This is a genomic window from Thiomicrorhabdus indica, assembly GCF_004293625.1.
In the GTDB taxonomy this organism is placed as follows: domain Bacteria; phylum Pseudomonadota; class Gammaproteobacteria; order Thiomicrospirales; family Thiomicrospiraceae; genus Thiomicrorhabdus; species Thiomicrorhabdus indica.
Map to the genome: position 1 here is coordinate 1,541,450 of NZ_CP033040.1, position 15,383 is coordinate 1,556,832.

At 39.3% G+C, this 15,383-nt stretch carries 14 protein-coding genes; 2 read left to right on the forward strand and 12 right to left on the reverse strand.

Features of this window, described 5'->3' with window-relative positions:
- The 12 genes from lpxA to rpsB form a co-directional block, all read right to left on the reverse strand.
- Complete coding sequence (gene lpxA, locus D9T12_RS06595; protein ID WP_130537427.1) at positions 1–771, reverse strand: acyl-ACP--UDP-N-acetylglucosamine O-acyltransferase; 771 nt, start codon at positions 769–771, stop codon at positions 1–3.
- Positions 772–774: 3 nt separating this feature from the next.
- Positions 775–1,209, reverse strand: coding sequence for a 3-hydroxyacyl-ACP dehydratase FabZ (gene fabZ / locus D9T12_RS06600; protein WP_130537428.1), 435 nt, complete (start codon positions 1,207–1,209; stop codon positions 775–777).
- A 61-nt stretch (positions 1,210–1,270) separates the two neighbouring features.
- On the reverse strand, positions 1,271–2,329 hold the full coding sequence (lpxD, locus tag D9T12_RS06605) for a UDP-3-O-(3-hydroxymyristoyl)glucosamine N-acyltransferase (protein WP_130537429.1): 1,059 nt from the start codon (positions 2,327–2,329) through the stop codon (positions 1,271–1,273).
- Between the two features lie 11 nt (positions 2,330–2,340).
- The gene (locus D9T12_RS06610; RefSeq protein WP_130537430.1) at positions 2,341–2,880 is read right to left on the reverse strand and encodes an OmpH/Skp family outer membrane protein; all 540 of its coding nucleotides are present in this window, start codon (positions 2,878–2,880) and stop codon (positions 2,341–2,343) included.
- A gap of 93 nt (positions 2,881–2,973) precedes the next feature.
- On the reverse strand, positions 2,974–5,217 hold the full coding sequence (bamA, locus tag D9T12_RS06615) for an outer membrane protein assembly factor BamA (RefSeq protein ID WP_240693139.1): 2,244 nt from the start codon (positions 5,215–5,217) through the stop codon (positions 2,974–2,976).
- A gap of 49 nt (positions 5,218–5,266) precedes the next feature.
- A complete protein-coding gene (gene rseP / locus D9T12_RS06620) occupies positions 5,267–6,673 on the reverse strand; it encodes an RIP metalloprotease RseP (protein ID WP_130537432.1) in 1,407 nt (468 codons plus the stop codon).
- 24 nt (positions 6,674–6,697) lie between these two features.
- Positions 6,698–7,528: a phosphatidate cytidylyltransferase gene (locus tag D9T12_RS06625; protein WP_130537433.1), complete on the reverse strand. Its 831-nt coding sequence runs from the start codon at positions 7,526–7,528 to the stop codon at positions 6,698–6,700.
- Positions 7,522–8,208, reverse strand: a complete 687-nt coding sequence (uppS, locus tag D9T12_RS06630; protein ID WP_240693256.1) for a polyprenyl diphosphate synthase — start codon at positions 8,206–8,208, stop codon at positions 7,522–7,524. Before uppS ends, D9T12_RS06625 begins: the two co-directional genes overlap by 7 nt.
- A 293-nt stretch (positions 8,209–8,501) precedes the next feature.
- A complete protein-coding gene (gene frr / locus D9T12_RS06635) occupies positions 8,502–9,059 on the reverse strand; it encodes a ribosome recycling factor (RefSeq protein ID WP_130537435.1) in 558 nt (185 codons plus the stop codon).
- Positions 9,060–9,061: 2 nt separating this feature from the next.
- On the reverse strand, positions 9,062–9,781 hold the full coding sequence (gene pyrH, locus D9T12_RS06640) for a UMP kinase (RefSeq protein WP_130537436.1): 720 nt from the start codon (positions 9,779–9,781) through the stop codon (positions 9,062–9,064).
- 138 nt (positions 9,782–9,919) lie between these two features.
- Positions 9,920–10,807: a translation elongation factor Ts gene (gene tsf, locus D9T12_RS06645; protein WP_130537437.1), complete on the reverse strand. Its 888-nt coding sequence runs from the start codon at positions 10,805–10,807 to the stop codon at positions 9,920–9,922.
- Positions 10,808–10,884: 77 nt separating this feature from the next.
- Positions 10,885–11,616 carry a 30S ribosomal protein S2 gene (rpsB, locus tag D9T12_RS06650; protein ID WP_130537438.1) on the reverse strand — a complete coding sequence of 244 codons (732 nt, stop codon included), beginning with the start codon at positions 11,614–11,616 and terminating at the stop codon, positions 10,885–10,887.
- Positions 11,617–11,839: 223 nt separating this feature from the next.
- Here rpsB and map point away from each other — a divergent pair, with 223 nt between their 5' ends.
- Both map and glnD read left to right on the forward strand, forming a co-directional pair.
- Positions 11,840–12,619, forward strand: a complete 780-nt coding sequence (gene map / locus D9T12_RS06655; RefSeq protein ID WP_130537439.1) for a type I methionyl aminopeptidase — start codon at positions 11,840–11,842, stop codon at positions 12,617–12,619.
- The gene (glnD, locus tag D9T12_RS06660) at positions 12,573–15,374 is read left to right on the forward strand and encodes a [protein-PII] uridylyltransferase (RefSeq protein ID WP_240693140.1); all 2,802 of its coding nucleotides are present in this window, start codon (positions 12,573–12,575) and stop codon (positions 15,372–15,374) included. The genes map and glnD overlap by 47 nt, the downstream gene beginning before the upstream one ends.
- Positions 15,375–15,383: the final 9 nt, after the last annotated feature.

Below are 15,383 nucleotides of genomic sequence, written 5' to 3' on the forward strand. Positions count from 1 at the left end.
TTATCGAATGATTCCTCTTTGAGATTTTCTTATAAAATTAATCATATCGGATAAAGTTTCGAGACTGTCATTCATCTCTTCTAGGGTTTCCAATGCAGACTGTAAACCTAAATTGGCTTTATAGAGTTTACGGTACGCTTTTCTAACCAATCGGATCTGATCATCAGAAAAATCTCGACGCTTAAGACCTTCGGTATTCACACCTCGTGCCGTTGCAATATTTCCTGAAACAATCACAAAATTAGGAACATCTTGATTGATAACCGACCCCATTCCACAAAATGAATGCTCACCAATAGCGCAAAACTGATGCACCAAAGTGTAACCTCCAAGAATTGCCCAGTCATTGACCGTAACATGACCAGCAAGTGCAACTGCATTAGCAAGAATGGTATGATTACCTACTCGGCAATCATGAGCAATATGCACATTTGCCATCACCCAATTATCATCCCCAATAATAGTTTTTCCAGTATCCTGAATCGTTCCACGATTTATCGTTATATTCTCTCGAAAAGTGTTCCCATTTCCGATAATTAACTCTGTTGGTTCGCCTGCATACTTTTTATCTTGTGGTTCAGCACCAATCGAAGAAAATGGAAAAAAACGATTATTTTCACCAATCGTTGTTGGACCACTCACATAAACATGTGAATCAAGCTTTGATCCTTTACTAATCTTGACCGGCCCCTCTATAACACAGTAGGGACCAATACTCACCTGCTCATCAATTTGAGCTTCAGAAGCTATAATCGCCGTTGGATGAATCACTACTTAAACCTTACGTTCTGCACACATTAAATCAGCAGAAGCGATGACTTTGCCATCCACCTTGGTAATACACTCAAATTTCCAAATACCACGCTTGTTTCCGAGTGCTTTTACTTCAAAATCCAAACGGTCACCAGGTACAGCTGGCTGTCGAAAACGTGCATTGTCAACAGCAGCAAGGTAGTACATGGAGCTGCCATCAGGCTTTTCATCTTGACTACGGAAGGCAAGGATTCCTGTGCATTGTGCCATTGCTTCAATAATCATGACACCAGGCATAATCGGATTATTCGGAAAATGTCCCGTAAACTGTGGTTCGTTAAAAGTAATGTTTTTATACCCTTTTAAACTTTCGTTGGGTGTGAACTCTGTCACTCGGTCAACCAATAAAAACGGATAACGATGCGGTAAATAGTCAAAAATTTCTTTTACTTCCATGCGACTTCTCTAATTATTTTATATTTTTATTTACAAAAAGCTTTTGAAAAAACTTTTAGATTTATGACGACTCTGCTTCGGACTCTCTTAACGCATCAATTGTTTGTTGCATCTGCTTAATTTGCTTTGCGAGCTCTTCGATTTTCTGAGATTTTACCGTATTTCGCTGCCACTTGCGCGCATCGTAGGCGGGAAAACCTGCATATACACCAGCATTTTTTATAGAGTGCGTCACCCCTGATTTGGCATGGAATTGACATTGATCGGCAGTTTCTATATGGCCTGCAAACCCTGCCTGGCCAGCTACCATGTTAAACTGTCCTAATTTAGTGGAACCCGCAAAACCAGCTTGCGCTGCAATAGCAGATCCTTTACCAATGACAACGTTATGCGCAACATGAACTAAATTATCGATGATGACATCTTCTTCAATAACCGTGTCATCAATCGCTCCACGATCAATACATACATTGTTACCGATAGACACTCTATCACCAATTCTAACTCGCCCAATTTGGGGGATTTTATGCCAGCGTTCATTTTCAAATGCCCAACCAAATCCATCACCACCGATTACCGCTCCGGTTTCAATGATAACCTCACTACCAACAATACAGTCTTTGTGAATGACCACTTGATTTCCAATAATACAATCATCTCCAATTTCAACACCTGAATGAAGAATGGTTCCAGATCGAATGATAGTATTTTTACCGACTTTAACACCAGAGTGAATCAACACATTATCCTCAACAATCGCACATTTAGAGATACTTGAATCATCAGAAATTCTTTCGATAGCAGAAATGCTTTGTTGCGAAGGCTCTTGCGTATAAAACAATTGCATAATTTTTGCAAAAACATAGTGGGGATTCTTCACCCAAAGAAGATTATCGATACGACTAGTGTTGCCATCACAAAATTTTTTATTCGATATAAGTAGACCCGCACGACTCTCTGCGAGTTGTTTGACAAGTTTTTTTTGAGCAAGATAGCAAAACTGTTCTTGTGTGGCTTTCTTGATACTTTGTACAGATAAGATTGAATGTGACTCATTACCTTCGAATGTATATTCAATAGATAAGGAGTCTAGGTAAGAAAGAATTTGAGAAATGTACACGTTGTTATTCTTTACTTATTGAAATTGTTTTTTTCTTTATCACCCACGGTGCCCAAGTACTTTAAAACATCTTGAGTAATATCAATACGGCTGTTTGTATAGGCAATACCTTCGTAAAGAATCAAATCAAAACCTTGTTTTTCACCAATTTCTTTAATTGCAGCATTGACTAGGTTTTGTAATTTGGCTAATTCTTCATTGCGTCGCAAATTAATAAGCTCTTGGACATCATTTCGACGTCGTTGAATTTCACGAGTCATCAGGGTCAATTGACGCTCTTTAGCTGTTTTTTGAGTATCACTCATGACCGATTTATTTTTTTCGTAGTTTTTTTGTTCAGACTCAAGTTCTTGTGCCAGACTTTGGAGCTCACCTTGTTCTTTAGCAAACTCTTTTTTAAGGGAAACCGTTGCGGCTTCCGCTTGTGGGGCTTTTTCAAGTAACAAAGCTACATTCACAACTCCAAGTTTAGTTTGAGCGTCATTAGCCTGAACAGAAGACATTTGCAAAGCAACCATTAGCCCTACAATAGTAAACAATGATTTCAACATAAGGTTTTAATTTCCTAGTTTTTCATGTTTTGTTATAAATTTTTAATAATCTTAACGTAATTTTTAACTGTTAATACCAATTTTATGCGCTTTTTAGAAAGCTGTTCCTAGCGTAAACTGGAAACTTTGTGTTTCATCCGTATCTTCAGACTTAACTGGAGTCGCAACACTAAAGGTTAAAGGACCGACAGGAGTAATCCAAGAAAAACCAACACCAGCAGCGCTTCGCAAGTCATTTAATTCAACATTATTAATACTGTCATATACATGCCCGGCATCAATAAAAAAACTAATACGCTGATTTGATGAATCTTCAATAAATGGAACTGGCATTACCAACGCAGCCGTTGATGTTATCCGAGCAGAACCACCTTTAGGGCGATCACTTCCATCTGTATATAAATCGTAACTTTCACCCAATGAATTAGGCTCAAAACCACGAACAGTCCCTATACCACCGGCATAAAATGCTTCATAAAATGGCAGCTGATCAGAGTCATGAGAACTACCAAAAGCTAGGCCGCCTTTTAACTGAAGGCTGATATTTTTAGTTACGGGTAAAAAGTAATTTTCATTCAAATAGACTTTGTAATATGGATCTTCAGATGTACCAGGAATAACAGTCTCAAGCGTCACAGAAGCTTTCTGTCCTTTTGAAGGAAAATAAAAACTATCTGTTGTGTTATAAGACCACCCAATCGACGCAATGACAGAATCGTTATTTGCACCATTTTCAGCAATATAGTCACTACAGAAATTAAAAGTATTACTACAAACCAATTCTTGAGAATCGAATTTCAAACCATAGTTGATTCGAGATTCTTCACTCAACGGATAACCAGCGTTCACACGTATACCAATATTGTTGGTAGTGTAGTCTGCCACCTCTAACTCTTCCGCATCAATTTCCGAATAGTAGAAACCTACGCCCAAGCTCACACCATCATCCGTAAAATATGGATTGGTAATACCAATATCAGCAGATTTCCGAGCTGAACTTGTATCAACTGAGAAGTCTAATTTGTTCCCGCTACCGATGAAATTACGTTCTGACAAACCAAGGTTAAAACTCACACCATCCAATTGAGAATAGCCAACACCAGCTGTAAATGAACCGGTTGGCTGCTCTTCAACCTTAATCACTAAATCAACTTGATCTGGTGAAACGCGCTTGGTTTCAATGTCTGATGCCTTGAAAAATCCTAGCCTTTGTAAACGTGATTTTGACTGTCTTACCTTTGATAATGAATAAGGTGCACTTTCATATTGGCGCATCTCACGACGAATGACGTGATCACGAGTCCGAGTATTTCCTTCAACCAGAATTCGTCGAATATAGACACGACTTTTGGGCTCAATCTGGATGTTTAAATCAATCGTATTATTGTCTCTATTTAAAAGAGTTTCTGGTTCAACCTCTGCAAAAGCATAACCTTCTTCACTTAGACGGTCGCGAATTGCATTGACAGTTTGCATCACTGCACTACGAGAGAAGGTATCACCTACTTCAAAAGGCGTTAAAGCTTTTAGCTCATCTTGAGAAATAATAGTTTCACCATTGAAATCAATGGTCGCAAAACTAAACTGCTCACCTTCTTCGACATTTATAGTTGAGTAAACTTTAGTTTTATCTTCAGATAAGGCAACTTGAGTTGAACGAATTTTGAAGTCCGCATAGCCAGTATCTAAATAATAAGTTCTAATTCTTTCAATATCTGCTTCTAATTCAGGTTTTGAGTAGTTGTCGCCTTCAAAATCAACTTTAGATGAACTTAATTCAATCTTTGAAAGTAAAATATCGTCGGAATAGACTTCATTTCCGATAAATGAAATTTGTCCTAATGTCGCAGGTGCGCCTTCCATAATCTCAATTAAGACATCCACACGGTTACGAGCGAGTTCTTCAGTCTTAATATCTACTTTTGCCGCATAATATCCTTGGTTTTGATAGCGTCGTTTCAAATCCACTGTAATACGATCAAGATCTAATCGATTGAATATACGACCTTGTTTAATACCCAAAGACTCTAAAGCGTTATTTAAAACTTCAGTTTCAATTAACTGGTTTCCTTTAATATCAACTTTAGCAATAGAAGGCCTTTCAGAGACTTTAATAACTAATACACCATCTTCTTTTTCATAAAGTGCAACATCATTAAAAAAACCAGTTTGGTAAAGGCGTTTAATTGCTTCTTGAGACGATTCTCTAGTCAGTTGATCACCAATAGCAAACGGTAAGTAGCTATTAATGGTTGCTAAGCCAATACGATTTGACCCTTCTAATTCAATTTCCTTTAACTCAAAAGCTTGCACTAGCGAGGGGACCACCATGGCCATTGAAATTGCAGTGCACAACACTGTCTTACGAAAAGTTTTTGAATTCATCTTAACCATTGGATAATCTTATAACATCGTTAAATAAAGCGAGCAACGTCAAACTCAATATCAGAAATAATCCAATATTTTGCCCCACCACTTGCACTTGATCACTCACAGGCGATCCCTTGATCATTTCGACAAGGTAATATAGCAAATGACCGCCATCTAAAACAGGGATTGGCAATAAATTTAAAAAACCAATACTTAAACTTAACAGAGCGAGAAGCCCTAAAAATGAAATTAAGCCGTTCTGCACGGCTTGCCCTGAAAACTGTGCAATCGAAATCGGTCCCGACAAATGAGAAACACTTACCTCCCCTAATATCATGCGCTTAACCATTTGTATACTCATGATAATTAGATCTACACTGCGATTAAAGCCATAATCTAGTGCCTCAGTAACCCCCATCTGGATTTTGTTCATATAGGGTTCCATTTGCGCTTCAGAAGCATCAACACCAAGACCTATCCGCCCGACTAACTCTCCAGTTTCAGGCTCTGATACACTTGAAAGTCTTACTGTTTTTCTCAGCTGAACATCATTTCTTTTAATTTCTAGTGATACGTTTTGATTAGGGTGTTGTTGAACCAAGTTGACAAAATCCTGCCAAGAATCAATTTCAATTTGATTAAAGCGAATAAGTTTATCTCCAGGTTGAATCCCAGCTAAATCTGCTGGCCCATCAGTAATTACCTGTCCCGCAATGGCATCAATTTTTAGGGCTGCTGGCTTAAGTCCCAGTTCAGACAACCAATGTTGATTGGTATTGTTAATATCAAGCTGAGATAATGAAACCTTAGTGGTAACAAAGTGTTCACTATGCATACGGTTTAATACAAGTTCAATTTCAGCCTTGTTAGCAATTAAAGCCAACAACACTTGCTGATGAGTATTTTGCCAACTAGCTACGGAATGGCCATTGACCTCAACCAACTCCCAAAATGCACGCTCCTCGTTCTGTTGAGTACGAATTTGACTTGGCTGATTAGAATTATCAGAAATTATTTCATTTAAGGTACTTTCATTGATCAGAGGTTTAACAGTATTCATACCAATCACTTGCATGCTTGCAAAAACCAACCATGCAAGAATCAGGTTAATCAATGGACCAGCAGCTACCACTGCAAAACGCTTGTAAACCGATTGACGATTAAACGCTCTAGTCAAATCTTCAGTTTCTACCGGCCCCTCTCTCTCATCAACAAACTTTACATAACCACCTAATGGAATCGCCCCGATTTTAAAGGCAACTTCACCAAACTGCTTTTGATATAGCGCTTTACCAAAACCTACTGAAAAGTCAGTCACTTTAATATTGAACCATCGAGCAACTTGAAAATGGCCATATTCATGAATTGTTACAATCAATCCCATTACCAAGATAAAGCCTACCAATGACCAGAAAAAATCCATTTTTATCTCTCTTATTGATATTGGCTAATGATTAATCACTGGAGCAAGACTAGGCCACGTTAACCAAACAAGCAGCATTAACGGTAACGCTAATATTAAGCTATCCACCCGATCTAGCACACCGCCATGGCCAGGCAACAAATTACCACTATCTTTTAAACCTGCCTGTCGCTTTAATACGCTTTCAAACAAATCTCCAAAAACCGAGATCATAGCAACAAAGGACAAAATAAAAGCCGTTTGAAGAATTAAGACTTGATCATTACCGTTAAAGAACGACATATAAATCAATAAGAACAAGAAAGTAAAAGCAGCTCCACCAAAGACGCCTTCCCATGTTTTACCAGGACTAACATGAACCGCTAGCTTATGTTTACCAAATCTTTTTCCCGAGAAATACGCACCTGAATCAATTGCCCAAATCGAAAGTAAAACAAGCAACAAGACAGACGGACCATAAAGATAACGAAGCGAAACCAACGCATAAGCAAATAAAACAATCGAAAGTGCGCCAATACTTAAATTAATCCATTTAGGCAAATCACGCAATTCACCAGACTTCAGTTGATAACTGACCACATAACCTATAAATACAAGCAGTTGCGCAATAGCGAGTATTTGAAACACTTCTAAAGTAAAGGTTTGAATACTAAATCCTGTTAAAGCAGTGACAAAGGCTGCATACAAAACACTTTTGGATTGCTCTTCTACTTTAGCCAAAGCAGACCATTCCCAAGCTGCGAGAACACTCAACATTAAAATCGTCATTTCCCAAACAATCGCTGATGCAAAGAAAATATCGACTAAAGCCAATACAACCAAAACCAAAGCTGTCATCAAGCGTTCTTTTAACATCTATTTTGTACCTGTTCACTGGTTTTTCCAAAACGTCTTTCCCGGTTCTGGAATGATTCAATCGCTTTTTGTAAGCTTGCTTTATCAAAATCAGGCCACAACTCATCGGTAAAATAAAATTCAGCATAAGCCATTTGCCATAGCAGGAAATTACTGATACGTTGTTCGCCACCTGTACGGATTAGCAAATCGGGTAAAGGCAAGTCTTCTAAGGCTACATTTTGAGAAATTGCGTCCTCGTTTAGGTCATCAATAGCAAGTTCAGGATTGGATTTTGCCCACGTTTTAACTGCATTCACTATGTCATGTCGACCACCATAGTTTGCAGCAATATTCAGAGCTAGGCCGGTATTTTCTTGCGTTAACTCTTCTGCTGACCGAATTTTTTGCTGAATTTCATAGCTGAAAGCACTCGTATCACCAACAATTCTCAAACGTACATTATTTTCATGCAGTTTTTTTACTTCCCTTTGCAAGGCAAGCATGAAAAGTGACATTAATTTATTCACTTCTTCTTGAGGTCGCTTCCAATTTTCAGTGCTAAAAGCAAATAAGGTCAAAGCATCAACCCCTAATTCCATAGCACCTTTAACAGTTTTTTTAACTGCATTTAATCCTCTTTCATGGCCGACAAAACGGGGCATGAGCCGATTCTTAGCCCATCGACCATTGCCATCCATAATGATGGCAATGTGTTTAGGAATACACCTTGCATTTTCTTCAGAAGAACTGTGATGAGAAACCAAAAAATGACCTTTATATTTTTCAATACCAAGACTTGATAAATGAAGAGGAAATTTAAAACTAATTAGTCAAAACCATATAAATACAAAAACGGCCTGATGAGTTTCGAAGCAGTAATTATCAAACGTAAAAACTATTTCTCAGTCAATCAGACCGTTTTGGCTTTGACTCAAGTACAAATTATCACCTATTACGTAATAAATTGCACCAGAGTTTAGAGAAAACTTGATTAAACTTCCATCAAACTTTCTTCTTTACCACTCAACAAATCATCCACTTGTTTCACAAATCCATCAGTCAACTTCTGAATTTGATCTTCAGCACCATGAGCTTCATCTTCCGTGATTTCTTTATCTTTCAACAAAGATTTAATGTCTCCATTTGCATCACGACGAACATTGCGAATCGCAACACGGGCTTGTTCAGCCTCTGCACGAGCAACTTTAGTCAAATCACGACGTCGCTCTTCGGTCAAAGGCGGCATTGGTATACGAATCAAATTCCCAGTCGTATTTGGATTAATCCCTAGATCCGATGTCATAATCGCCTTTTCTACCTTTGCAACCATTGGTTGCTCCCATGGCTGCACAGCAAGTGTACGTGAATCTTCAACATTCACATTAGCGACTTGACTTATTGGCACTTCAGAACCGTAGTATTCAACCATCACGGAATCAAGAATGGATGGATGAGCACGCCCTGTACGGATTTTTGCAAAATTTGATTCTAAATTTTCAAACGATTTTTGCATACGCTGTTTAGCGTCTTGTTGAATTTCATTTAACATCACTATTCTCCTGAGCTGACCAAGGTGCCTTCATCCTCACCTTTAACAATTCGAATCACTGCTTGGTCTTTAAACATATCAAATACTCGTATTGGCATATCATGGTCACGACACAATACAAACGCTGTCATATCCATAACTTGCAGATTCTTTTGAATCACTTCATCGTAACTTAGCTCACTGTAACGTTCCGCAGAAGGGTCTTTGTGTGGATCCGCCGTATAAATCCCATCAACCTTCGTTGCCTTAAGAACAATATCAGCACCAATTTCAACACCGCGAAGCGCGGCAGCCGTATCCGTCGTAAAAAATGGAGAACCTGTCCCTGCAGCAAAAATCACAACTTCACCTGCTGCAAGCTGCTTGCGCACCAAATTAGCATTGAAACCTGTTGAAATCCCTTCAATCGACATCGCAGATAAAACCTGAGCCTTCATTTCCAAACTTTCTACAACATCTCTTAACGCTAAAGCGTTGATGACCGTTGCCATCATCCCCATATGATCGCCCGTTGTTCGCTGAATCCCCGAACCTTGAATCTGCGCACCGCGAAAAATATTTCCGCCGCCGACAACTATTCCAACTTCGACACCTAAATCACGCAAATCTTTAACTTGTTTGACCACCTTGCGAAGCGTATCAGCACAAAGACCAAAGTCTCCATCCCCCATTAACGCTTCGCCACTAAACTTCAGCAATATGCGCTTATATTTAAGTGCCATAAACCATCCTAAAACTTAAATAGATATTGAAAAAACTTTTCTAAATCACTAATTTTTATAAGAATTTTAGAAAAATCATTTCTTTTAATTATAAAAAAACCACAGCAACCGAAATTGCTATGGTTTTCAAAGAGCGAATTAACCGCCTTGTGCAACACGTGCTGCTTCAGCAACTTCGTCTGCAAAGTTGGTTTCTTCTTTCTCAATCCCTTCACCTACTTCTAGGCGAATGAAAGAAGTCACAGAGGCAGAGTTTGACTTAAGAAGCTTCTCAACCGTCTGATCAGGATCTTTAACGAAAGACTGTCCAAGCAAAGTAATTTCACCAACAAACTTACGCATACGACCTTCAATCATTTTCTCAATGATTTCCATTGGCTTACCAGAAGACTGTGCTTGTTCAATTTGGAACGCACGTTCTTTCTCGATAACCGCTTGATCTAGATCATCTGAAGAAATAGCCTGTGGCTTAACCGCAGCTACATGCATTGCAACGTCACGGATTAGTGCTTCATCACCACCTTCCATTGCAACCACTACACCGATTTTTTCACCGTGCTGGTACTGACCAATTTCACCGTTTGTTTCGATGATTTCTAGACGACGCACACCCATGTTTTCACCGATTTTAGCGATTAACTCACGACGACGCTCATCAACAGTTTTACCATTTGACATTGACGCTGCCATAACCGCTTCGATATCCGTTGAGTTATTCGCTAGCGCAATTGCAGCGATCTCATCAGCGAAATCCTTGAATTCATCGCCTTTAGCAACAAAATCAGTTTCACAGTTAACTTCAGCGATAGCTGCTTTCTTCTTATCATCAGAGATAGCAACAGCAATACGACCTTCTGCAGCAACACGACCCGCTTTTTTATCAGCACCGGCCATACCTTTTTTGCGCAAAAATTCAATTGCAGCATCCATATCACCGTCTGTTTCAGACAGTGCTTTTTTACAATCCATCATTCCTGCGCTCGTAATTTCACGCAGTTCTTTTACCATTGAAGCAGTAATTGCCATGTTTAAATTCCTTAACTTAGGGTTTGAGATTAAAACAGGATACCGACCGATAAAACATTACCGGCCGGTAAAAATGATTATTCAGCAGCTTCTTCTACGAAATCATCACCTTCAACTGCAGTCGTGATGGTAGCTTTACCTTCATTGATTGCATCTGCAGCGGCAGATAGGTATAGAGAGATTGCACGGATTGCATCATCGTTACCAGGGATAACATAATCAACACCACGCGGATCGTTGTTTGTATCAACAACACCAACAACAGGAATACCTAAAGTTTTCGCTTCTTGTAGTGCGATTTTTTCGTTACCTGTGTCGATTACAAAAATCGCATCTGGCATAGCACGCATATCTTTGATACCACCCAAAGAAAGTTCAAGCTTTTGCTTTTGACGAGTCATCATCAGCGCTTCTTTCTTAGTGATTTTTTCAAAAGTTCCATCTTGCTCCATCGCTTCAAGTTCTTTTAGACGCTTGATTGATTGCTTGATGGTTTTGAAGTTTGTCAACATACCACCTAACCAGCGGTAATCAACATATGGCATACCACAACGTTGAGCTTCTTGTGCAACTAGTTCACGAGCTGCTTTCTTAGTACCAACAAAAAGTACGCGACCTTTGTTCGCAGCAACACCACCCATAAAATTCAAAGCATCATTGAACATTGGAAGCGTTTTTTCCAAGTTAACGATATGAATATTATTACGAGCACCAAAGATGAATTCTTTCATTTTTGGGTTCCAGTAACGAGTTTGGTGACCGAAGTGAACACCAGCTTCCAACATTTGACGCATGGTAACTTTTGCCATGATAGTTTCTCCTAATTGGGGTTAAGCCTCCGTTTACCCAGATAAAGCGAACTTTACCGGCCGGTATCTATTAATTCCAGCCTCAAAGCACCCCGCTCTATGTCACAGTAAACGTGCGGATTTTAAAGTTAATTTTCTGTTAAAATTGCCTGCAAATTTCAGGCGCGTGATTTATACCACACTCCGCAATAATTCACAATTTAAATCTAAGAAAAGCCAAACTATGAGTATAAAAATCAAGACTGCTGAAGAAATCGAGAAACTTCGCATTGCAGGACAACTTGCCGCAGAGGTTCTGGATATGATTGAACCTTTTGTTGTTCCAGGCGTTACAACCGGTGAGCTTAATGAAAGAATCCACAAGCATATTACTGAGGTTCAGGATGGCATTCCTGCCACATTAGGCTATCACGGCTTCCCCGCTTCAAGCTGCATTTCCATTAACCAAGTTGTTTGCCACGGTATCCCCGGCCCAAAAAAACTCAAAAAAGGAGATATCGTTAACATTGATGTCACAGTTATCAAAGATGGCTATCATGGCGACACAAGCCGAATGTTTGAAGTCGGTGATGTTAAACCCTATGCCGCTAGACTTAATAAAGTCGCCAGAGAATGTCTATGGTTAGGAATTGAACAAGTCAAGCCCGACGCGACGCTTTACGATGTTGCACTTGCGATTCAAAACCATGCTGAGGCCAATAATTACACGGTTGTAAAAGAGTATTGTGGTCATGGAATTGGCGCAGAATTTCATGAAGAACCGCAAGTACTGCATTACGCTGCAGAAGAGCTTAAGGATATTGTCCTAAAAGAAGGTATGGTATTTACCATCGAACCAATGATTAATATGGGTAAAGCAGACATTAAACTCTTGCCAGATAACTGGACAGTCGTAACAAAAGATCGCAAACTGACTGCTCAATGGGAACATACTTTAGTCGTGACTAAAGATGGCTATGAAATTTTTACTCTCCGAAAAGACGAAAAGCCTTTCTTGCCGTAAAATTCAATTAAACCACCAACCGCTTGAACTCAAAGGAAATCAAGCGGTTCAAGGCGCTCTCAAATCTCAAGACAACTCGAACTCAACGAACGGATGTATCATGACAAACACTATTTCAGTGAACGACCCTTCTTTGCCACATTTTATCAGTGCGCTTCAAGACTCAAACCTGAAAGTATTTGAAAAAACAAAATCCGGTCGTGAAGTCGTTCAGCACTTTACACACTACCAATTTTCTCAATTTGAAAATGGCTCACATGTAGCAGAGCTCATTAAAGAGCGTGCTAATTTTGTTGATCAAATCCTAAAAAAACTCTGGCAAACATTCATTGAGGACCCGAATACCAGCCTGATTGCTGTGGGAGGCTATGGACGTGGAGAACTCCATCCCTATTCGGATGTTGACCTTCTGATTATTGCCGATGACCCCATGCAACACCAAGAAGCCTTCTCAACCTTTATCACTTTTTTATGGGATATCGGCTTTGAAGTTGGCCACTCGATTCGAAGCCTAGAAGACTGTTTCCAAGAAGGCTTGGACGATGTCACTACAGCGACCAACTTGTTAGAAGCTCGTTGGATTACTGGAAGCTACGAACCTTTCGAACAGTTACAACAACTTTGGTCAAAACCAGATTTCTGGCCAACAAAAACCTTTTTCAAAGCCAAGAAAAACGAACAAGAACAACGACATAAAAGATTCAATGAAACCGTCTATCAATTAGAGCCAAACCTAAAAGAAAGCCCAGGTGGATTGCGCGATTTACACACCATTTACTGGATTGCAAAACGTTACTTTAGGGTGCAATCAATCCACGAACTCGTACAGAAAAAATTTCTAACACCTGAAGAATTCGTTCAAATCGAAGCCGCGAATAAGTATCTTAATCGAGTGCGTTTTGCTTTACATCACATGAAAAAACGACGCGAAGACCGACTGCTTTTTGACAACCAACGTTTGATTGCCGAAACCTTCGGTTATCACGATAACCCTGAAAAAATGGCCGTTGAGCAATTTATGTCAGGTTATTACCGCAATGTTCAGACCGTGGTCAAACTCAATGAAATCCTAATGCAGCATTTTCATGAGCGCCTATTCGAATCAGATAAAAAAAGCATCCAAAACATTAACCCACGATTTTGTTTAATCAATGGATACCTTGATATTCGACACCCAAATGTCTTTGCGCAAAACCCAACCGCGCTTTTAGAAGTCTTTATCGTACTGCAAGCATTAAAGGAAGCCAAAGGATTGCGTTCAAATGCCATTCGTTCCTTACGAAATCATTTGCATCTAATTAATGACAGTTTTCGAAATGATCCAATTAACAAAGCACTATTTTTAGAAATATTTCGCCAACCGGCCGGCATCAATGCCGCAGTAAAGAGAATGCATAGCTATGGAATTCTTGGCGCTTATTTGCCAGTTTTCCAAAAAATTTCAGGGTTAATGCAATTTAATATCTTTCATGCTTATACAGTCGATGATCACACGATTTTAGTCATTCGTAACTTAAGACGTTTTTTTGTAGACCACTTCGCTTATGAATTTCCGACTGCCCATCAAATTGCCCAAACAATTTGTAAACCAGAAATCTTATTCATAGCCGCCCTATTTCATGACATTGCAAAAGGTCGGAATGGCGCTCATGAAATCCTTGGCGCAGAAGACACTCGTCAATTTTGCGAACAACACAATTTGCCTCAAAAAGATGCCAATCTCATTGAATGGTTAGTTCGTCATCATTTGGATTTTTCGCATGTTGCACAGCGTAAAGATTTAAGCGACCCAAAAATCATTAAAGAATTTGCAGAACTAGTTGATACGCAAGCCCGTTTAGACCATTTGTATTTGCTTACAGTGGCCGATGTTTGCGCAACATCCGATGATGTTTGGAATGATTGGAAGAACTCCTTGTTCCTAGAGCTCTACAATGAAACGTCTAATATGTTGCAACTGAATGAAGATGCTCCAAAAAGTAAGGCTAAAAAAGCCTTAAAAACTCAAGAAGTTGCCAAGGCAACCTTAAGTAAAATGGAGCTCAAACCATCACAATACAAAACTTTTTGGGAAAGCCTGACGGAAAGTGAATTTTTTAGTCGTCAAACGCATGCTGATGTCGCTCGTTTAACAAAAATTTTATATCAACACCAAATGGGCTCAGACAACTGGGTACAAGTTTCTCCAAAATCTTCTCGCGGCGCATCTGAATTAGTCATCTATATGAATGACCGCGATTTTCTATTTGCCAATATTGCACACAGTCTTGATCGTCAGAAATTCGATATCATGGAGGCTCGAATTTTTAGTACCACGGACGATAAAACACTGGTGTTAATGTACTTTCTTGATCGAGACACCCATGAAATTATTAATCAAGACTCCTGTGATACCATTGAATCACGGATTCTCGAGGACTTAATCAAGCCTCTGCCTGAATCACCGGCTAACGCCTATCCAAGCTACTTAAGTCGGCGTATTCGCTGTTTTGAGACACCTACGCAAATTAGTTTTCACAAAATTAACAAACACAAAACAGAACTTTATATCTCTACCCAAGACCGGCCGGGATTATTAGCGCGCATAGGTTTAGCACTTAAACAGTGTAATATTCGCCTACATGATGCAAAAATTCATACGGTTGGTGAAAAAGCCGAAGATGTCTTCATTATCAGCGACACACAAGACTTGGCCATTGAAGATAAAGAAGTCCAAAGAATGCTTGAAAACGCCATTATTGATTTACTCGATTAAATTTTAGAA